This window comes from Microbacterium sp. Y-01 (genome assembly GCF_003856715.1).
In the GTDB taxonomy this organism is placed as follows: Bacteria; Actinomycetota; Actinomycetes; order Actinomycetales; family Microbacteriaceae; genus Microbacterium; species Microbacterium algeriense.
Window position 1 is genome coordinate 1,913,745 of sequence record NZ_CP024170.1, and the last position, 19,090, is coordinate 1,932,834.

Annotated in this window: 17 protein-coding genes; 4 read left to right on the top strand and 13 right to left on the bottom strand. The window is 69.7% G+C overall.

The annotated features are described in order from the left end of the window. Window positions 1-35 precede the first annotated feature (35 nt). From CSX12_RS09010 to CSX12_RS09020, 3 genes are all read right to left on the bottom strand, one after another. Window positions 36-224 (bottom strand): hypothetical protein, encoded by a 189-nt coding sequence (locus CSX12_RS09010; RefSeq protein WP_017202147.1) that lies wholly within the window; start codon window positions 222-224, stop codon window positions 36-38. A gap of 110 nt (window positions 225-334) precedes the next feature. Beyond that, on the bottom strand, window positions 335-964 hold the full coding sequence (gene rpsD / locus CSX12_RS09015) for a 30S ribosomal protein S4 (protein WP_017202148.1): 630 nt from the start codon (window positions 962-964) through the stop codon (window positions 335-337). A 181-nt stretch (window positions 965-1,145) separates the two neighbouring features. After that, window positions 1,146-2,501, bottom strand: coding sequence for a replication-associated recombination protein A (locus tag CSX12_RS09020; protein WP_124895563.1), 1,356 nt, complete (start codon window positions 2,499-2,501; stop codon window positions 1,146-1,148). Window positions 2,502-2,601: 100 nt separating this feature from the next. Between CSX12_RS09020 and CSX12_RS09025 the strand changes: the two genes are divergently transcribed. Then, window positions 2,602-2,898 carry a hypothetical protein gene (locus CSX12_RS09025; RefSeq protein ID WP_017202150.1) on the top strand — a complete coding sequence of 99 codons (297 nt, stop codon included), beginning with the start codon at window positions 2,602-2,604 and terminating at the stop codon, window positions 2,896-2,898. A 16-nt stretch (window positions 2,899-2,914) separates the two neighbouring features. Here the strand turns inward: CSX12_RS09025 and CSX12_RS09030 are convergent, their stop codons facing one another. Next, on the bottom strand, window positions 2,915-4,153 hold the full coding sequence (locus tag CSX12_RS09030) for an FAD-dependent oxidoreductase (protein ID WP_124895564.1): 1,239 nt from the start codon (window positions 4,151-4,153) through the stop codon (window positions 2,915-2,917). 287 nt (window positions 4,154-4,440) lie between these two features. Here CSX12_RS09030 and CSX12_RS09035 point away from each other — a divergent pair, with 287 nt between their 5' ends. Then, window positions 4,441-5,364 (top strand): formate/nitrite transporter family protein, encoded by a 924-nt coding sequence (locus tag CSX12_RS09035; RefSeq protein WP_124895565.1) that lies wholly within the window; start codon window positions 4,441-4,443, stop codon window positions 5,362-5,364. Window positions 5,365-5,431: 67 nt separating this feature from the next. On the opposite strand, the gene CSX12_RS09040 is transcribed toward CSX12_RS09035, so the two are convergent. From CSX12_RS09040 to nirB, 5 genes are read right to left on the bottom strand one after another with little or no spacing between them, the layout of a single operon-like run. Next, a complete protein-coding gene (locus CSX12_RS09040; protein ID WP_124895566.1) occupies window positions 5,432-6,109 on the bottom strand; it encodes a CbiX/SirB N-terminal domain-containing protein in 678 nt (225 codons plus the stop codon). Continuing rightward, window positions 6,106-7,236, bottom strand: a complete 1,131-nt coding sequence (locus CSX12_RS09045) for a uroporphyrinogen-III synthase (RefSeq protein WP_124895567.1) — start codon at window positions 7,234-7,236, stop codon at window positions 6,106-6,108. The genes CSX12_RS09040 and CSX12_RS09045 overlap by 4 nt, the downstream gene beginning before the upstream one ends. Further along, the gene (gene cobA, locus CSX12_RS09050; protein WP_124895568.1) at window positions 7,233-8,468 is read right to left on the bottom strand and encodes a uroporphyrinogen-III C-methyltransferase; all 1,236 of its coding nucleotides are present in this window, start codon (window positions 8,466-8,468) and stop codon (window positions 7,233-7,235) included. Before cobA ends, CSX12_RS09045 begins: the two co-directional genes overlap by 4 nt. Then, window positions 8,465-8,821, bottom strand: coding sequence for a nitrite reductase small subunit NirD (gene nirD, locus CSX12_RS09055; RefSeq protein WP_124895569.1), 357 nt, complete (start codon window positions 8,819-8,821; stop codon window positions 8,465-8,467). Before nirD ends, cobA begins: the two co-directional genes overlap by 4 nt. Beyond that, window positions 8,818-11,397 carry a nitrite reductase large subunit NirB gene (nirB, locus tag CSX12_RS09060; protein WP_124895570.1) on the bottom strand — a complete coding sequence of 860 codons (2,580 nt, stop codon included), beginning with the start codon at window positions 11,395-11,397 and terminating at the stop codon, window positions 8,818-8,820. The genes nirD and nirB overlap by 4 nt, the downstream gene beginning before the upstream one ends. 211 nt (window positions 11,398-11,608) lie before the next feature. Here nirB and CSX12_RS09065 point away from each other — a divergent pair, with 211 nt between their 5' ends. Together CSX12_RS09065 and CSX12_RS09070 are read left to right on the top strand one after the other, a co-directional pair. After that, complete coding sequence (locus CSX12_RS09065) at window positions 11,609-12,961, top strand: DUF349 domain-containing protein (RefSeq protein ID WP_206427062.1); 1,353 nt, start codon at window positions 11,609-11,611, stop codon at window positions 12,959-12,961. Between the two features lie 64 nt (window positions 12,962-13,025). Further along, a complete protein-coding gene (locus CSX12_RS09070; RefSeq protein WP_164479553.1) occupies window positions 13,026-13,577 on the top strand; it encodes a type IV toxin-antitoxin system AbiEi family antitoxin in 552 nt (183 codons plus the stop codon). Here CSX12_RS09070 and CSX12_RS09075 read toward each other — a convergent pair. From CSX12_RS09075 to CSX12_RS09090, 4 genes are all read right to left on the bottom strand, one after another. Continuing rightward, on the bottom strand, window positions 13,564-15,816 hold the full coding sequence (locus tag CSX12_RS09075) for a bifunctional (p)ppGpp synthetase/guanosine-3',5'-bis(diphosphate) 3'-pyrophosphohydrolase (RefSeq protein WP_124895572.1): 2,253 nt from the start codon (window positions 15,814-15,816) through the stop codon (window positions 13,564-13,566). The genes CSX12_RS09070 and CSX12_RS09075 overlap by 14 nt on opposite strands. Before the next feature lie 68 nt (window positions 15,817-15,884). Further along, window positions 15,885-16,874, bottom strand: a complete 990-nt coding sequence (gene secF, locus CSX12_RS09080) for a protein translocase subunit SecF (protein WP_026049721.1) — start codon at window positions 16,872-16,874, stop codon at window positions 15,885-15,887. Beyond that, complete coding sequence (gene secD / locus CSX12_RS09085) at window positions 16,874-18,622, bottom strand: protein translocase subunit SecD (RefSeq protein ID WP_124895573.1); 1,749 nt, start codon at window positions 18,620-18,622, stop codon at window positions 16,874-16,876. The genes secF and secD overlap by 1 nt, the downstream gene beginning before the upstream one ends. Before the next feature lie 55 nt (window positions 18,623-18,677). After that, window positions 18,678-19,079, bottom strand: coding sequence for a preprotein translocase subunit YajC (locus tag CSX12_RS09090; protein ID WP_241160422.1), 402 nt, complete (start codon window positions 19,077-19,079; stop codon window positions 18,678-18,680). Window positions 19,080-19,090 lie beyond the last annotated feature (11 nt).

Below are 19,090 nucleotides of genomic sequence, written 5' to 3' on the forward strand. Positions count from 1 at the left end.
GTGAAGATGCCGCGCGGCTGCGCTGCGGCGGTGGATCAGTTGTCGCCCGGCTCCGTGAGCCGTGCCTCCTGCTCGCGGTAGGCGTCGCCGAGGATCGCGGTGAACCCGTTGATCCTGGCGTCGACCTCGGCGAGGATGTCGTGACCGCGCGGGTCCTTGTTCATGAAGTGAGCCGCGACGAAGCCGCCGATCACACCGATCAGGAACCACAGCACGTTCTTCATGTCGCCATCCTTGCCTCGACCCGCGTGGGCGCGGTGTCTCCATCGTATGCGGAAACGACAGGAGGCGTCGGGAATCCCCGACGCCTCCTGCCTGATGCTCGTTCGCTGGATCAGCGAGCCGCGTAGTACTCGACGACGAGCTGCACTTCGCAGGTCACGGGGACCTCGGCGCGCTTCGGACGACGGACCAGACGGGCCTGGAGCTTGTCGAGCTCGACCTCGAGGTAGCCGGGAACGGGGGGAAGCACCTCGGCGTGACCGCCGGCTGCCGCCACCTGGAAGGGCTCGGTGCCCTCGCTCTTGGCCTTGACGTGGATGAGCTGGCCCGGCTTCACGCGGAACGACGGGCGGTCGACGAGCTGGCCGTCGACGAGGATGTGACGGTGCACGACGAGCTGGCGAGCCTGCGCGGTGGTGCGGGCGAAGCCCGAACGCAGCACGAGCGCGTCGAGACGCATCTCGAGCAGCTCGACCAGGTTCTCACCGGTCAGACCGTCGTGACGACGGGCCTCGTTGAACGTGTTGCGCATCTGCTTCTCGCGGATGCCGTACTGCTCGCGCAGACGCTGCTTCTCACGCAGACGAACCGCGTAGTCGCTGTCGGCCTTGCGCTTGGTGCGGCCGTGCTCGCCGGGAGCGTAGGGACGCTTCTCGAGGTAGCGGGCGGCCTTCGGGGTGAGAGCGACGCCGAGGGCGCGGCTGAGACGCACCTTGCGGCGGTCCTGGGACTTCGTGGTCACGAAGTTATCCTTCCGATGACGTGGTCGCGTCTTTCACGACTCACGGACGTATCGTCCGCGTTCTGCCTTGGAGCGCACGCCGGGGCGCCAGCAAGGTGTGGTGTGAACGAGGAGATGCCCGAAAACTCGGTTTCGAGCCGCTCAAGTCTAACAGATCGCGATTCCCGCCCCGGCCGAGGGCTCAGCGGTCGCCGAGGATCCGGCGGATGCGTTCCAGCCGGGCCGCGATGTCACGCTCGGCGCCGAGGTTCTTGGGTTCGTAGTAGTGCTTGCCGTCGAGCTCGTCCGGCAGGTACTGCTGCGGGACGATGCCGTACTCGCTGTCGTGCGAGTAGCGGTACCCGCGACCGTGTCCGAGCCGCTTCGCGCCCGGGTAGTGCGCGTCGCGCAGATGCAGCGGCACGCGGCCGAAGCCGCCGGCGCGGATGTCGGCGATCGCCGCGTCGATGCCGACGTATGCGGCATTGGACTTCGCCGTCGTCGCGAGGTAGACCGTGGCCTCGGCGAGCGGGATCCGCCCCTCCGGCATCCCGATGAAAGCGACGGCGTCGGCGGCGGCCACCGCGATGCCGAGCGCCTGGGGGTCGGCGAGGCCGACGTCCTCGGATGCGGAGATCACCAGGCGCCGGGCGATGAAGCGCGGATCCTCCCCCGCCTCGATCATGCGGGCGAGGTAGTGCAGTGCGGCGTCCGGATCCGAGCCCCGGATGGACTTGATGAACGCGCTGATGACGTCGTAGTGCTCGTCGCCCTGCCGGTCGTAGCGCAGCAGAGCCTTGTCGACGGCCTGTGCCACATCATCGGCGGACACCTCGGGTATCGCCCCCGGCGCTGCGGCCTCGTCGGTCTCGGCCGCCGCGTGCGACAGGGCGACGGCGGCGCCCGCCTCGAGACCGGTGAGCGCACGTCTGGCGTCGCCCGACGCGAGCCGGATGAGGGCCGACCGTGCCTCGTCGCTGAGCGTGACCGCTCCCCCGAGTCCGCGCGCGTCGACGACGGCCCGGTCCACGAGCACCCCGATGTCGTCGTCGGTGAGCGGCTGGAGGGTCAGCAGCAGCGAGCGCGACAGCAGCGGCGAGATGACCGAGAACGACGGGTTCTCCGTGGTCGCGGCGATCAGGATGACCCACCCGTTCTCGACCCCGGGCAGCAGCGCGTCCTGCTGAGCCTTCGTGAACCGGTGGATCTCGTCGAGGAAGAGGATCGTTGTCTGCCCGTACAGATCGCGCTGGGTGATCGCCTCCTGCATGACCTCCCTGACGTCCTTGACGCCGGCGGTGATCGCGGAGAGCTCGACGAAACGTCGGCCGGAGGACCGGGCGATCGCTTGCGCGAGAGTCGTCTTGCCGGTGCCGGGAGGACCCCACAGGATGATCGAGACGGCACCGGGAGAGCTGGCCTCCGGGTCGGCGAGGGCGACGATCGGCGATCCGGCTCGGAGCAGATGCCGCTGGCCGGCCACCTCGTCGAGAGACACCGGGCGCATGCGCACGGCGAGGGGCGTCTGCCCGGAGAGCAGCGCAGCAGGGGACGTCATCCCTCCAGGCTAACGGCGGGCGCTGACACTTCGGCGGACAACGCGGGCCGGTAGGCTCTCAGGCGACGTCGAGGCGCGACGTCGGACGGGAGATCCAGGGATGGCCGCACGCGGTTCGAGAAACGCACAGGCGCGCACGTCGGCGGAGCGCGCACGACTGCACACTGCTCGCACCCGTTGGCATGAAGGCCAGATCCGCCGTCGCGCGCGCGACAACACGATCGCCGCCGTCGTCGGCGGCCTGATCGTCGTCGCGGCGATCGGCAGCCAGGTCGTCCACGCCCAGGTCACCGCACCGGAACCGACGCCGACGCCGTCCGTCACGCCGACGAGCACTCCTTCGGATGCTCCGAGCGAGTCGCCGTCCCCGGACACCACGCAGACGCCGTCCGAGTGATGAGAGTCGCGTCGTCTCATCCGCGCGCGGGGAGGACGTAGGACGCGGGGTCGGCGCCGAGCTGGGCGCCCACGAGCTGGCGGAGTGAACCGTAGGCCGAGGCGTCGCCGACGAGGATGCCGCCCAGCAGGGTGTGCGCGTCCTCGGCGAGCACCAGCTTGCGGTAGACGCCCGCGACCGGATCGGCGTAGAGCACGTCGACCGCATCCGGCGTCCGTGCGAGCGCATCCCCGAAACTCGCGACATCGACCCCGGCGAGAGTGACGGCCGCGGACTCGTCGGGGGGTGCGAACGACGGCGTCTCGCCGACGAGACGTCCGGCGGCGACGTCGGCCATGGCGTAGGCGGAGGCGAGGCGTCCGGCGCGACGGCCGGCGAAGCTTGCCGTCTCGCCGATCGCCAGCACCGCAGGGTCCGACGTCCGACAGCCCTCGTCGACGACGATCCCCCCGTACGGATGCACCGCGATGTCGGCGTTCCGCGCGAGTTCGTCGCGCGCCCGCATCCCCACCGTGAAGATCACGACATCCACACGCTGGAACGAACCGTCCTGGAACTCGATCGCCGTGACGGCCCCCGACTCGTCCGGGTCGATCCTCGTCACCCTGGTCCCCGTGCGGACCGCGATGCCCCGTGCCTGCAGATGCCGCTTCACGATGGTCCCGGCCGTCCCGTCCAGCTGGGCTTCCATCAGCCGATCGGCGTATTGCACCACCGTCGCGTCGATCCCCATGTCCTGCAGCGCCCCTGCCGCCCCGAGACCGAGCGGGCCGCCCCCGACGACCACACCGCGGAGGTCACGCTGCACCTCCAGGCGACGAGCGCGGACGAACTCGCGGAGACCCTCGGCGTCGTCGATCGTCCGGTAGGAGAAGCACCCGGGCAGACCGGCGCCCTCGACGGCCACCCTGGCGGCGTACGCGCCGGTCGCCAGCACCAGCGCGTCGTAGCGGAGAACCCGCCGCGAGCGGGTGCGAACGGTCTTGGCGCCGCGGTCGATGCGCAGCACCCTGTCGTCGGCGATCACCTCGACCCTCTCGTCGTCGAGCGCCGCGCAGGGCAGGGCCAGGTCCTCCGCGGCGCCGCCCTGGAACAGCTCCCGCAGTCGGGTGCGATCGTACGGGCCGCGATTCTCATCGCCGATGACCGTGATGCGCACGGAAGCGGAGGCGCGGGTGAGGAGCTGAGCCACGAAACGCTGCGCGGCCATTCCCGCTCCGACGACGAGGATCTCGGTCGGGAATGGTTCGATCATCCGGGCTGCTCCTTTCGGCGGCGTTCGTGCCGTACCGGTGACGCTAGAGCGCTCGTGTTTCCCGGAGGTGACGAGCCGTGTTTCGCACGGCGAACGATCGCATCACGGATGGGTAACGATGACGATGCCCACCCGCTGGCACGTCCCGATCGAAGCCCTCACACCGTGCCTTCGGTGAAGTGAGGGAAACGCTCCACATCCGTAACCTGCGGCGCGGTCGCCGGAAACGCCGCTCGTCCATGATCGAGGCAGTCGAGCACCCGTGCTCCCGTCCCCGTGGAGGTCCTGTGTCCTACGTCAAGCCTGCCGAGCTCGCGACCCGCATGGTCGATGCCGGCGCCTACAAACTCCAGCTGTCCACCCGCGACACCCTGATCCGCGCGTTCATGGGTGCCGCTCTCCTCACCATCGCCGCCGCGTTCGCCGTGACGGTGTCCACCCAGACCGGGCAGCCGCTCCTCGGAGCCGTCCTCTTCCCCGTCGGCTTCGTCATGCTCTACCTGCTGGGCTACGACCTGCTGACCGGCGTCTTCACCCTCGGGCCCCTCGCCGTGCTCGACCGACGCCCCGGCGCCACGCTGGGGGCGCTGATGCGCAACTGGGGCCTGGTGTTCCTCGGCAACTTCGGCGGCGCCTTCCTCGTCGCGATCCTGATGGCGATCTACTTCACCTACGGCTTCTCGACCGCGCCGAGTGCGGTGGGCGAGGCCATCAGCGAGATCGGACACGGACGCACGGTCGGATACGCCGATCACGGAGCAGCGGGCATGCTCACCCTCTTCATCCGCGGCGTTCTGTGCAACTGGATGGTCTCCACGGGAGTCGTGCTGGCGATGGTCTCGGACAGCACGATCGGGAAGATCGTCGCGATGTGGCTGCCCATCATGCTCTTCTTCTACATGGGGTTCGAGCACTCCATCGTCAACATGTTCCTGTTCCCGTCCGGACTGCTGATGGGGGCGGACTTCACCGTGTGGGACTACCTGATCTGGAACGAACTGCCCACGGTCGTCGGCAATCTCGTGGGCGGACTGCTCTTCGTCGGTCTGCCGATCTACCTGACGCACGGACGGCCGAAGGCGCGGAAGGGCCGCAGCGCGGGCCGGTCGGGACGACTCGGCCGGGCGCTCACCGTGGACACCGCTCTGACCTCCGACGAGAGGCGGCGCACCGAGGAGAGCACTCCCCTGCCGGAGCCGACGCACGTCTGACCGCGAGCAGCGTCGTGGGGTGGAGGCTAAGGCCTCCACCCCACGGGCGTTTCCGGAGACCGCGTCGTCACGCGGAGCGGAACCGTTCGACGACGACCTCCGCGACGCGCGCATCCGCCCCGAGGGGCGCGGTGACGATATCGGCTCCTGCGCGCTCCACCAACCCGGCGAAATAGCCGGGAGCCAGCACGTGACTCACGGCGATGACCCTCGTCGCTCCGGCCGCACGCGCGGCGTGCACGGCATCGGCGATGCGGGGTTCGGCGGCGGAGGCGTAGCCGATCGTCACCGGGACCGGGATCAGCCTCCGAAGATGCGCCGCCGCGGTCTCGACGTCCGTCACCGCTGCCGGGTTGCTGGAGCCCGCGGCAGCGAAGACGACGTGATCCCCGGGAAGCCAGGCGCCAGGCACGACGGCGCGGAGCCGTGCCTCGTGCACCTCAGCGATCAGCGGATGAGTGCCCAGCGGTTGTCCCTGGCCCGCGTCGGGGTACGGGCGCACCGCACGAGCGATGTCGACAGCGGTGTGGAACCCGACGGACAGCAGGAGCGGAACGACGACCACCGCGGCGGTCGACTGCTCGCGGTCCACGATCTCCGCCACCGTCGGCTCCTGCACATCGACGAACGCCTGCACCACCCGTGTGTCCGGGATCCTGTCGCGCACGAGATCCACCAGCTCCTCGACGGTACGACGCCCCATGGGCGAGTCGGTGCCGTGCGAGCAGGCGACGAGAACGGTCATGCGGGTTCCTCCACGGCGAGTCGGTAGCCGCGCTTGACGATGGTCTGGATCACGCCGGTTCCGCCGAGCGCCTCCCGCAGTCGCGCGATCGCCATCTCCACCGCGTGCGCGCTCTCGCCGCCCCGCGGCAGCGCGAGGCCCAGCTGCTCCCGCGAGCGCACGCCGCCCGCCGCGTCGAAGAGTTCGCCGAGGATGCTCGCTCCCGCCCGGGAGAGCGGCACGAAGGCGCCGTCGAGGAGGACTCCGCCGCTGCGCATCTCCATCGTGCCGTCGGGAGTGCGCAACCGAGGAGCCGAGCCGGATGCGTAGTGATCGACGACGCAGCGCACCAGTGATCCGAGGCGTCCGCGGGAGGCGAGTGTCACGCGCAATCCGGCTTCGTCGAGCGGGGTCGCGGTGATGGGTCCGACGGCCGCGAGCAGCAGGCGTCCCGAGGCCGCGCGGCGCCGGATCGCCTCGATGACGCCGGCGCGGACGGCCGTCCTGACCCACTCGGCGGCGCCGGGGGCCGACGTGAACAGCACCGCGTCCGCTTCGCCGGCACCGGCCTGGACGACGGAGCGATGCAGGAGCTGCGGGTCGGGCGGCGGTCCCCAGCGGTACACGGTGATGCTGACCACGTCCGCTCCGCGGGAGGACAGCAGGGTGTCGAGGCCGTCCGCACCGGCGCCGTGATGCTGGATCGCGATGCGCCGGCCGGCCACCCCGTCCGCCGTGAGGTACTCCCCCACCTCGGCGGATGTCTCCGACTCGGCCACCCAGTCGGCGGTGAACCCCGCCTGCTGGATAGCGCCATGCGCCTTCGGTCCGCGGGCGACGAACTGCGCGCGGCTGAGTGCGACCGTGAGCTGTTCGGCCAGGCCGTTCTCGTGCGCCGCGTCGATCCAGCCGCGGAATCCCACGCCGGTCGTCACGACGACGATGTCCGGAGGGCTCGCGATGAGCTCGCGCGTGCGTGCGATGAGGACGTCGTCGTCCTCGTTCGGGATGATGCTCAGGGCCGGAGCCCGGTATGCCTGTCCTCCTCGACGCTCCAGCGCCGAGACGAGGTCGCCGGAGCGCCGGTCCGCGGCGACGACGATGGTGCAGCCGGCCAGGACCGGGGTGAGCGCGGTGCCGGTCGTCACGCCGAGTCCGCTCCGACCGTCTCGACCGCGGGGAGCAACAGCCTCGCGCTCGCGACCTCCCCCACCACGATGACCGCGGGATTGCGCAGACCGATCCTCCGCGCGTCCGCGACGGCGTCCCCGAGGGTGGTGTGCGTGGTGCGCTGCCGGTCCGTGTGTCCGCTCTCGACGAAGGCCACGGGGCGGTCCGCCGGCACCCCGGCGTCGAGCGCGGTCGCGGCCAGGCGCTCGAGCGCCGCGACGCCCATCAGCACGATCGTCGTGACGGTCGGATCGAGCATCGCCGCGCGCGTGGCCGCGCCGACGTCGCCGTGGCCGTTCACGACGTGGAAGGCCGCTGCCGTCCCCCGATGCGTGACCGGGATGCCGGCCGACTGGGGAACGGCGATGGCGCTGGATATCCCGGGGGTGACGTCGACCGGGATCCCGGCGGAGAGACACGCCTGCATCTCCTCGCCACCGCGCCCGAAGACGAACGGATCGCCGCCCTTGAGTCGGACCACACGGCTGCCCGAGGCGGCGCGGGCGACGATGATGCGGTTGATCTCGTCCTGGGGAACTGCGTGCCGCCCGGGGAGTTTGCCCACGTCGATCACCTCCACGTCGGCATCCAGCCCGCGCACGACCTCCTCGGCCGGCCCGAGCCGATCGATCACGAGGACGTCGGCCTCTGCGATCAGGCGTCGTGCGCGGACCGTCATCAGATCGACGGGGCCGGGACCGCCGCCGACGAGGTCGACGCGGCCGATGCGCCCGGGGCGGCGCCGTCGGAGCGGCAGCGAGCCCGCGGCGACGAGCTCGACGATCGCATCGCGCACCGCCACCGACCGCCGCGGGTCGGCGCCGACGGTGCTCGTCACCGCGACCGTGACATCCCCGATCTCCGCCTGCGCGGTGAGCCTGGTCGACCCGTGCGCACCGTCCGAGGCGTTGATGCACAGGATACGACGGCGCGCGCAGCGCTCCGCGATCCTTCGGTCGAGGCGAGCCTCGCCCGTCGCGACGTGCACCAGCCACGCGCCGGACAGATCTGCTCCGCGGAAGCGACGCGAAGCCCAGGCGACCCGTCCCTGCGCCACGAGGGCGGCGATGTCCGCGTGCACCTCGGGGGCGACCACCCGCACCCGAGCGCCCTCGCCGAGGAAGCGCCGGAGCCGCTTCGCCGCGACCGTACCGCCGCCCACCAGCAGAACATCTCGTCCTTCGAGATCGACCCCGAGCATCACGGTCATCGGATCTCCTCCGCGTCCAACTCCACATTCCCGTCCACCACGGTCACGGTCCACACCCGGAGCGCAGCCGCGTCCCTGCCCTGCGTGTCGATGCAGACACCGGTGCGCAGATCGAACACCTGCTTGTGCATGGGCGAGGCCAGTGTCGGCACGTCGCCTCGGCTCCCCACGATGCCCCGTGACATCACGTGGGCGCCGCTGTACGGGTCGAGGTTGGAGACGGCATGCACCGAGCCGTCGGCGAGCAGGAACAGCGCGATCTGGACGGTCCCGAACAGCGCGGCCCTGCCGCGTTCCACCTCGAGGTCGCTCAGAGCGCATACCCGCACCCGTGCCGCCGTCTCGAGAGTCATCGGCGCACCTCCAGCGTGGTGCCGGCGATGCGGACGGCGCCGTCGGCGCGCTCCTCCGCCGTGGCCGGCCGCACCTGCCCGCGTTCGGCCACGTAGGCCAACGACGGGTCCGGGGTGTCGGTCGCGTTGACGAACGACTCGAACCGTCGGAGCTTGGCGGGGTCGCGGAGCGTCGCCGCCCACTCGTCCTCGTAGCGGTCGACGTGCCGACTCATGGCGGCGTCCAGATCGTCGCAGACCCCGAGACTGTCCTCGAAGATCACGGCCCGGAGCCCGTCGAGTCCGCCGTCGAGCTCCGCGCACCAGCCTGCGGTGCGCTGCAGCCGGTCGGCGGTCCGGATGTAGTACATGAAGAAGCGGTCGATCGCACGGATCAGCCCGTCGTCGTCCAGCCCCGAGGCCAGGAGCTCGGCATGTCGCGGTGAGAACCCGCCGTTGCCGCCCACGTACATGTTCCAGCCGGTCTCGGTGGCGATGACGCCCACGTCCTTCGAGCGCGCCTCCGCACACTCCCGTGCGCACCCCGATACCCCGACCTTGAGCTTGTGCGGGGAGCGGAGGCCTCGGTACCGCAGCTCGAGGCGCACGGCCATCCCGACGGCGTCCAGGACCCCGTAACGGCACCAGGTGGACCCGACGCACGACTTCACGGTGCGCAGCGCCTTGCCGTAGGCCTGCCCCGATTCGAAGCCCGCGTCGACGAGCTGACGCCAGATCTGCGGCAGCTGCTCGAGCCGGGCTCCGAACATGTCGATCCGTTGACCGCCCGTGATCTTCGTGTACAGCCCGAACGACTCCGCGATGCTGCCGATCGCGATGAGTCCGGCAGGGGTGACCTCCCCGCCCGGCATGCGCGGCACCACCGAGTAGGTGCCGTCCTTCTGCATGTTGGCCATCACATGGTCGTTGGTGTCCTGCAGCGCCGCGTTCTCGCCGTCGAGGACGTGGTCGCCGACGAGCACAGCCAGGATGCTGGCGAGAGCGGGCTTGCAGACATCGCAGCCCCGCCCGGTGCCGAATCGGGCGATGATCGCGCTGAACGTCGACAGTTCGGATACGCGCACGGCATCGAACAGCTGGCGGCGTGACATCGCGAAGTGCTCGCACAGGGCGTCCGACGTCGCCTGGCCCAGCTTCGCGAGCTCCTGCCCCACGATCTTCTTGACGGTGAACAGGCAGGAGCCGCAGGTGGCACCGGCCTTGGTGCACGCCTTGACGGACGCGGCGTCCGCGCATCCGTCGGTGCGGACCGCGTCCCGGATGCGCCCGGCCGTCACATTCGAGCACGAGCACACGACGGCATCCGCGGGCAGCTCGTCATCCGGGAGGGCGACGCCGCCCTCGGGCATCAGGTAGGCCGCAGGGTCACCTCCGAGGGGGGCGCCCACGAGGGGGCGGAGCGATCCGTACGCTGACGCATCGCCGACCAGGATCCCTCCGAGCAGGGTCTTGGCGTCGTCGGAGAGGACGAGCTTCTTGTAGACGCCGTTGACCGGGTCGGTGTAGACGACGTCGAGCGCGTTCGGCGTCACTGCCATGGCGTCGCCGAAGCTCGCGACGTCGACGCCGGAGAGTTTGAGCTTCGTCGAGTCGTCGAACCCGGGGAAGGTCGCGTCACCGCCGAGCAGCCGCGTCGCAGCGACCTCGGCCATCGCGTAGCCGGGCGCCACGAGCCCGACCGCGCGCCCCTCGAAATTCGCCACCTCCCCGATCGCCAGGATGTGCTCGTCCGCCGTGCGGCAGCGGGAGTCGATCAGCACTCCCCCGGACGGATGCACCGCGAGCTGCGCGTGCCGGGCGAGGGTGTCCTGCGGCCGCACGCCGACGGTGAAGACGACGATGTCGGTGGCGTGCATGCTGCCGTCCTGGAACTGGAGCGCCGCCACCGCTCCGGACGCATCCGGATCGAGGCGCGTCGTCCGCGCGTTCGTGCGCACGTCGATGCCCTTCGTCTCGATGAGACGGCGCAGGATCGTCCCACCGGCCAGGTCGAGCTGCGCGGACATCAGGCGGTCGGACGACTGGACGACGGTGCATGCGACGTCGAGCCCCTGCAGGGCCCCCGCCGCCTCCAGGCCGAGGAGGCCGCCGCCGATGACGGTCCCGCGCAGCGGACGGCCGAGGCGCTCCGCGCGTCGCGCGACGAACTCCCTGATCGCTGCGACATCGTCGAGCGTGCGGTAGACGAAGCAGCCGGGGAGTTCCGCGCCGTCGACGGCCGGGCGCATCGCGTACGAGCCCGTCGCGAGGACGAGTGTCCCATAGGAGTGCACGACCCCGGACGCCGTGCGCACCGTCCGGCGCGACCGATCGATGCCGACCACACGGTCGTCGCCGAGGAAGCGCACCCGTTCGTCCGCGAGGATCCCGGTGTCGAGCGCGAGGTCCTCGTCGGTCGCGCCCGAGAACGACGAGGTCAGGGCGACACGGTCGTACGGCGCGCGCGCCTCCTCCCCGATCACGGTCACGGTCGGGCTCGCCGCATCGCTGCGGAGCAGGCTCTCGACGAATCGATGCGCGACCATCCCCGCGCCCACCACGACGACATCCGACGATGTGCTCTCCCGAACGACCACGCGCCCTCCTCTGTCCGTGGACTCGACGCTAGAGATGCGGTGTTTCGCCGAAAGTCCGGCAGGTGTTACGCCGATCGAACGTTCTGCTCACAACTGCATAACGGTCTTGTGAGGTGCGCGTCGGAGACGGTCCGGCGCCGTCCCGCGACGCGTACTAGGCTGAGCCTCGTCCTTTCCGCCTCCCGCGGCCCGACCGCGCAAGGAGAATCACGTGTCTGCCAACGAGCCTTCGAAGCCGACTCCGCCCGTCCCCGCACCCCCCGCCGTGCCGATGCCGCGAAAGGCGCCCACGCCGGCGTCCGTCGCCCCGGCCGCGCCGGTGCCCTCGTCCTCGTCGACGTCCGCCGAATGGGGCCGCGTCTCCGAAGACGGCACCGTCGAGGTCAAGGAGGGTGAGGCCTGGCGCGTCGTCGGGCAGTATCCCGACGGAACCCCGGACGAGGCACTCGCCTACTTCGTCCGCAAGTTCGACGACATCGCGTTCAAGGTCACCGCGCTGGAGCAGCGCCACCAGGCCGGTGGAGCGTCCGCGAGCGACCTCGCCAAGCAGGCCGCCCACCTGATCGATGAGGCGACCGACGCCGCGGCCGTGGGCGACCTCGCCGGACTGCGCGATCGTCTGACCGCTCTCACCTCCTCGCTGTCGGAGGCCACCGAGCAGGAGGCCCAGCAGGCCAAGGAGCTCCTCGACCGGGCGATCGCCGAGCGCACCGCCCTCGTCGAGCGGGCCGAGGCCATCGCCGCCCGGGACCTCAGCAAGGTGCAGTGGAAGCAGGTCACCGCCGAGATGGGCGAGCTGTTCGACACCTGGCAGGCGCAGCAGCAGACCGGACCTCGCCTCTCCAAGGGCGTCTCCCAGCAGCTCTGGAAGCGTTTCCGCGATGCACGCGCCGTGGTCGACAAGCAGCGCCGCGCCTTCTACTCGGAACTCGACGACGCCCACAAAGCGGCCCGCGACGCCAAGACGCGCCTCGTGGAGCGCGCCGAGGCTCTCGCCCCGCGTGGTACGGACGGCATCCCCGCCTACCGCAACCTGCTCGACGAATGGAAGGCATCCGGCCGGGCCGGCCGCAAGGCCGACGACGCGCTCTGGGCGCGGTTCAAGGCGGCAGGCGATGCGCTCTACGCCGCGCGCGCAGAGCAGGCCGCAGCCGAGGAGGCGGACTCCGCTCCGAAGATCGAGGCACGCGAAGCTCTCCTCGAGGAGGCCAAGGCGGTCGCCGACGAACCCAACATCAAGCGTGCCCGCGCTCTGCTGACGCGCATCCAGCGCCAGTGGGACGAGATCGGTCGCATCTTCCCCCGGGAGAAGGAGCGCGCGCTCGACGACCGGCTCCGTGCGATCGAGCAGGCGCTCAAGGGTCGTGAGGACGTCGACTGGAAGAAGAACAACCCCGAGACGAAGGCTCGTGCGAACGACATGAGCTCGCAGCTGCTCGAGGCCATCGAGAAGCTCGAAGCGGAGCTCGCGGCAGCCGAGAAGGCCGGCGACAAGAAGGCGGCCAAGGCCGCGGCGGACGCCCTCGAGGCGCGTCGTGCCTGGCTGAGCGCTCTCGGCGGCTGATCGGTTCTCCACAGCTCGTCCGCGACCGCGGAGGACGCGGGGTGGACTGCGCCAGACTGGCGTGGTGCACCCCGCGTTCCTGTATCTCCCCGGCGAGCGACTGAGCCTGCCCGAATTGAGTGCGGCCCGTCTCGACGGTCATGTCTTCGACCTGGGAGACGCGTACGTGCCCGCGGATCTCGTGGAGACCGCCGCACTCCGCGCCAGCACGATCGCGCGCCTGATCCCGGTCGGCGCCGCCGCGGCGGGGCCGTCGGCGGCCTGGGTCCACGGAGCGGGAGACGCGCCGCCGATCGTTCACCATGTGCGCCGCTGCGTCGAGCGTCGCATCCGTGTGTCGAGAACCGCTCGGGTCGTCTTCCACGACACGAGGGTGCCCGCCTCCGCGGTGACGCCTCTCGGCGGCGTCCTCGTGACCACGCCGACGCGGACCATGCTCGACCTCGCGACGGCACTGCACCGCGACCCGCGTGTGCTGTGGTGGATGGACCGCCTCGCCCTCGCGTGCCCCGGCACGCCCGACGGGGCGGCGGAAACTCTGCGCGCGATGCGTCGCGTACCGGGGAGCCGCGCGGGCTTGGCTGCGCTGGAGCGACTCGCCCTCAGGACGAGGTGACGCGGTACACGTCGTACACCGCGTCGATGCGTCGCACAGCGTTCAGCACGCGGTCCAGGTGCACGGCATCGCCCATCTCGAAGACGAAGCGGCTCAGCGCGAGGCGCTCGTCCGTCGTGGTGACCGTCGCCGAGAGGATGTTCACATGGTGCTCGCTCAGCACCCTGGTGACGTCGGACAGCAGTCCGGAGCGGTCGAGGGCCTCGACCTGGATCTGCACCCGGAAAACGCTCTTCTTCGTCGGTGCCCACGACACCTCGACGAAGCGGTCCTCCTCCGCACTCAACGCCTTGACGTTGACGCAGTCCGAGCGGTGCACAGAGACCCCGCTGCCGCGCGTCACGAACCCGACGATGGGGTCACCCGGCACGGGCGTGCAGCACTTCGCGAGCTTGACGAGGATGTCATTGGCGCCGCGGACGAGGACGCCGGAGTCGCCCGAACGGGGCTCGCGCGTCTGCACGCTCCCCGGCAGGTCGATGGGGCCGGTGGTCGGATCGTCGGCCGCCACGAGAGCGGTCACCTTCTCCAGCACGGACTGCGTGGAGACGTGCCCCTCGCCGACGGCGGCGTAGAGAGCCGACACGTCCTCGTAGTGCATCCCGCGCGCGACTTCGGCGAACGAGTCCTGGTTCATCAGACGCTGCAGCGGAAGGTTCTGTCGGCGCATCGCGCGGGCGATCGCCTCCTTGCCCTGCTCGATCGCCTCCTCGCGACGCTCCTTGGTGAACCAGCCGCGGATCTTGTTGCGGGCGCGCGTGCTCGCGACGAAGCCGAGCCAATCCTGGCTCGGACCGGCGTCGGGGTTCTTCGAGGTGAACACCTCGACGACGTCGCCGCTCTTCAGCTCCGACTCCAGGGGAACCAGACGACCGTTCACCTTCGCGCCCATCGTGCGGTGACCGATCTCGGTGTGCACGGCGTACGCGAAGTCCACGGGAGTCGCGCCTGCGGGAAGCCCGATCACCCTGCCCTTGGGGGTGAAGACGTAGACCTCCTTCGCACCGATCTCGAACCGGAGCGAATCGAGGAACTCCCCCGGGTCGGCGGTCTCAGCCTGCCAGTCGGAGATGTGCGCGAGCCACGCCATGTCCGTGTCGGACGCGCGCACCTCGGTCTTGCCGCCGCCGTTCATCCGCTCCTTGTACATCCAGTGCGCGGCCACACCGTACTCGGCCTGCTGATGCATCTCGTGCGTGCGGATCTGGATCTCGACCGTCCGACCCGAGGGGCCGATCACGGTCGTGTGCAGCGACTGGTAGAGGTTGAACTTCGGGGTGGCGATGTAGTCCTTGAACCGGCCGGGCAACGGCGTCCAGCGCGCGTGGATGGCACCGAGCACGGCGTAGCAGTCGCGGACCGACCCGACGATCACACGGATCCCGATCAGGTCGTAGATGTCGTCGAACTCACGCCCACGGATGACCATCTTCTGATACACCGAGTAGAGCTGCTTGGGGCGACCGACGACCTTGCCGCGGATGCGGAGATCGCGCAGGTCCTCGTCGATCTCCTCGACGACCTGGTTCAGGTACTTCTCGCGCTGCGGGGTGCGCTGCGCGATGAGGCTGTGGATCTCGTTGTAGATCTTGGGGTGCAGCACCGCGAACGACAGGTCCTCCAGCTCGGACTTGATCGCCTGGATACCGAGCCGGTTGGCCAGGGGCGCGTAGATCTCCAGCGTCTCCTTGGCCTTCTTCGAGGCCTTCTCGGGCGGGACGAAACCCCAGGTGCGGGCGTTGTGCAGGCGGTCGGCCAGCTTGATGAGCAGCACGCGGATGTCCTTCGACATCGCCACGATCATCTTGCGGACCGTCTCCGCCTGCGCGCTCTCGCCGTACTTGACCTTGTCGAGCTTCGTGACGCCGTCGACGAGCATCGCCACCTCGTCGCCGAACTCGGCGGTCAGGTCGGTCAGCGCGTAGCCGGTGTCCTCGACGGTGTCGTGCAGCAGCGCAGCGGCGATGGCCCGTGGTCCGAGTCCGAGTTCCGCCAGGATCTGGGCGACCGCGAGCGGGTGCGTGATGTACGGCTCGCCGCTCTGGCGCTTCTGGCCCTCGTGCTTCTCCTTCGCGACCGCGTAGGCGCGCGAGATGACGGAGAAGTCACCCTTGGGGTGGTTCGCACGCACGGTGCGGATCAGGTTGTCCAGATCGTTGATCCTGGACGCGCGGGAGAAGATGCGGGGAACCAGCCGTCGCAGACTCGAACCCTGCGTCGATGTCTGCGGTTCCGCCATCAACCCAACCTCCCGATCAGTTCATCCTACGCGTCCTGAGCGGGACGAGCTCCCGCTCAGGAGCTCGATCAGGCCTCGACCGAGGCCCGGCTGCGAGCCTCGCGGATGCGGGCGTCGCGTGCCTTGAGCTGCGGTTCGTTCTCGCGGAAGAGCGAGTACAACGGCGCCGCCACGAAGAGCGTCGAATACGTCGCCACGAGGATGCCGACGAAGATCGACAGCGAGATGTCGGTGAGCGACTCCGCACCCAGCCAGAAGGCGCCGATGAAGAGCACCGCGCCGACCGGGAGGGCAGCGACGACCGAGGTGTTGATCGATCGCACGAGGGTCTGGTTGACAGCGAGGTTCACCGATTCGCCGAACAGCCGCGCGGACTTCTCCCCGTCCTCCGTCGTGTTCTCCCGGATCTTGTCGAACACCACCGTCGTGTCGTACAGCGAGTACGCGAGGATCGTCAGGAAGCCGATCACCGCCGCCGGAGAGATCTCGAAGCCGGCCAGCGCGTACACGCCCACCGTGATGACGAGCACGTCGAGCAGGCCGATGATGGCCGCAGCCGACATCTTCCAGGTGCGGAAGTAGATCGCCAGGATCAGGAACGTCAGCGCCAGGAAGATCGCGAGTCCCCAGAGGGACTGCTTGGTGACGTTCTCGCCCCAGGCCGGGCCGATGAACGACGAGGTCACGGCCGACGCCTCGACGCCGTACGCGTCGGCGAGGGCCTCAGCCACCTGCTGGGTCTCCTCGGCGCTCATCTGGTCGGTCTGGACGCGGATGTCCCGGTCGTTCACGACGACGACCTTGGTGGCCGCCCCAGGGACGACGGACTGCACGGCGGTCGTCGCGGTGTCCTGCTCGACGGTGTCGGGAGCCTGCACCGTGAACTGCGAACCGCCCGTGAACTCGATGGAGAACTGGACGGGACGGAAGAGCGGGACCAGGGCCGAGCCGACGACCAGGACGATCGCGATGATGAACCACAGGCGGCGCTTGCCGACGAACGGGAAGGAGGTCTTCCCCGAGTACAGGTTGTTGCCGAACTCATTCATGGAAGGCATCAGGCGTCTCCCTCACTTCCGGCGTTGTTCTGTCTCTCGCCCGCGAGGGCTTCCGCCCGCTTGCGTTCGGCGATGGTCTGTCTGCGGTCCGCCTCGCCACGGGAGCGCGCGTTCCGCGCTCCGCGACCGGCGGAGGTGGTGGCCACCTCGCGGTACTGCGACCGGCTGCGGTACACCGCGCCCAGCGCCTCCGGATCCAGACCCGAGAGCTTGTGCCCGCCGCCGAAGAAGCGGGTCCTGGCGAGCAGCTGCATCACCGGGTGCGTGAAGATCACGAAGATGAACACGTCGATGAGGGTGGTGAGTCCGAGGGTGAAGGCGAAGCCCTTCACGGTCGCGTCCGCGAGGATGTAGAGCACGACGGCCGCGAGGATGTTGATCGACTTGGAGATGTAGATCGTCCGCTTCGCGCGGCCCCAGCCGTCCTCCACCGCGGCGGTGATGGACTTGCCGTCGCGCAGCTCGTCTCGTATTCGCTCGAAGTACACGATGAACGAGTCGGCGGTGAATCCGATCGAGACGATCAGACCGGCGACGCCCGCGAGCGACAGACGGAACCCGATGCGCCAGGCCAGGATGCAGATGATGATGTAGGTCAGGATCGCCATCACCGCGATGGAGGCGATGATCACCGAACCGAGCGCGCGGTAGACGATCAGGGAGTAGATCGCTACGAGCGCGAGACCGATGAGCCCCGCGATCAGGCCGATCTGCAGCTGCTGCGTTCCCAGGGTCGCGGAGATCGTGTCGGAGCTCTGCACCGTGAAGCTGAGCGGCAGGGCGCCGAACTTGAGCTGGTCGGCGAGCGTGGTCGCGGTCTCCTGCGTGAAGCTGCCCGAGATGCTGGGACGGCCGTCGAGGATCTGCCCGTTCATGCGGGGCGCACTGATCACGTCGCCGTCGAGCACGAACGCGAACTGGTCGCGGGGCGAGAGCCCGTCGATGCGGTTCTGGTTCAGACGCGTGCTCACCTTGCCGAAGGCGTCGGCGCCCTCGCCGTTCATGGTCAGCTGCACGATCCAGGCGCCCGACTTCGGGTCGCGACCCGCGGTCGCGTCCGTGATGGCCGTGCCGTCGAGCTCGGCCGGGCCGAGGATGAACTTCTGCGTGTCGTCCGGCGAGCACGCGATGACCGGCTGATCCTTCGGCGCACGCGCGGGGTCGTTGTCCGGGTTCGCGCAGTCGTAGGCCTGGAACTCCGCGGCCAGCTTCTCGGTCACCCACGACAGGTCGCTCGCGTCCGTCGGCGTCGCCGTCGGCGTCGCGTTCAGCGAGGGGTCGGGGGTTGGGAACGGCGTCGAGTTGCCGTCCTCCCCGACGAACTCGGTGCTCGCCGCGTCGGTGAACAGCACCGGACGGAACTCCAGCTGCGCGCTGGACTGGATCCGCTCCCGGGTCTGCGCGTCCGCCTCGCCGGGGATCTGGACGACGATGTTCTGTCCGCCCTCGGTCGTGATGTCCGCCTCGGCGACACCGGACGCGTCGACGCGCTGACGGATGATGGCCGCCGCCTGGTCCAGCTGCTCCTGCGAGGGCGCTGCCCCGTCCTCCGTCTCCGCGCTGAGGACGATCTGGGTGCCGCCCTGGAGATCGAGCGCGAGCTCCGGTGTCCAGGAGCTCGCGGCCTCGCCGTTGCTGTCCTTGAAGACGTACACGCCCAGCGAGTTGATTCCGAAGAGCACGCCCGTCACGAGGAGCAGGCCGAGGAGGACCCGCCAGGCGTGGCGGACGGGAGAGGATGAAGCCACGTGTGTTCAGCTTTCTGGGAGGACGGAGATCCGAGAGGCCGCGGCGGCCGCGGGGTTACTTGTCGTCGGCGTCGCGCTCGAGGCGGGCGCGGGTCTCCTCCGGAGTCTCGACGGCCGGAGCGATCGCGTCATCCGCAGCGGGCTCTTCGGTCTCGACGACCGGTGCGTCGACGACGGCGTCCTTGGGCTCGACGACGCGCAGGATGGCCTGGCTGTGGACGTCGATGATGGTGCCGGGGGCGATCTCCACCAGGGCCGGGGTGTCGAGGTCCTCGGGGTCGTACGAGACGATCGTTCCGTAGATGCCGCCCTGCAGGAGCACCTTGGCGCCGGGGACGGTCTTGGTCGCCTTCTCCTCCTGCTCGGCCTTCATCTGCTTCGTGCGCTTGCGCGTGTTGAAGATCATGAAGACGAGCAGGACGGCGAGAAGTCCGAAGAGGAGGAATTCCATGGGCATGGGGTAGCGCC

Bases quoted from the DNA above. Each gene is read 5' to 3' on its own strand.
- CSX12_RS09010 (WP_017202147.1), bottom strand. From the start codon at position 224: ATGAAGAACGTGCTGTGGTTCCTGATCGGTGTGATCGGCGGCTTCGTC.
- CSX12_RS09020 (WP_124895563.1), bottom strand. From the start codon at position 2,501: ATGACGTCCCCTGCTGCGCTGCTCTCCGGGCAGACGCCCCTCGCCGTG.
- CSX12_RS09025 (WP_017202150.1), top strand. From the start codon at position 2,602: ATGGCCGCACGCGGTTCGAGAAACGCACAGGCGCGCACGTCGGCGGAG.
- CSX12_RS09030 (WP_124895564.1), bottom strand. From the start codon at position 4,153: ATGATCGAACCATTCCCGACCGAGATCCTCGTCGTCGGAGCGGGAATG.
- CSX12_RS09040 (WP_124895566.1), bottom strand. From the start codon at position 6,109: ATGACCGTTCTCGTCGCCTGCTCGCACGGCACCGACTCGCCCATGGGG.
- cobA (WP_124895568.1), bottom strand. From the start codon at position 8,468: ATGACCGTGATGCTCGGGGTCGATCTCGAAGGACGAGATGTTCTGCTG.
- nirD (WP_124895569.1), bottom strand. From the start codon at position 8,821: ATGACTCTCGAGACGGCGGCACGGGTGCGGGTATGCGCTCTGAGCGAC.
- CSX12_RS09075 (WP_124895572.1), bottom strand. From the start codon at position 15,816: ATGGCGGAACCGCAGACATCGACGCAGGGTTCGAGTCTGCGACGGCTG.
- secF (WP_026049721.1), bottom strand. From the start codon at position 16,874: ATGCCTTCCATGAATGAGTTCGGCAACAACCTGTACTCGGGGAAGACC.
- CSX12_RS09090 (WP_241160422.1), bottom strand. From the start codon at position 19,079: ATGCCCATGGAATTCCTCCTCTTCGGACTTCTCGCCGTCCTGCTCGTC.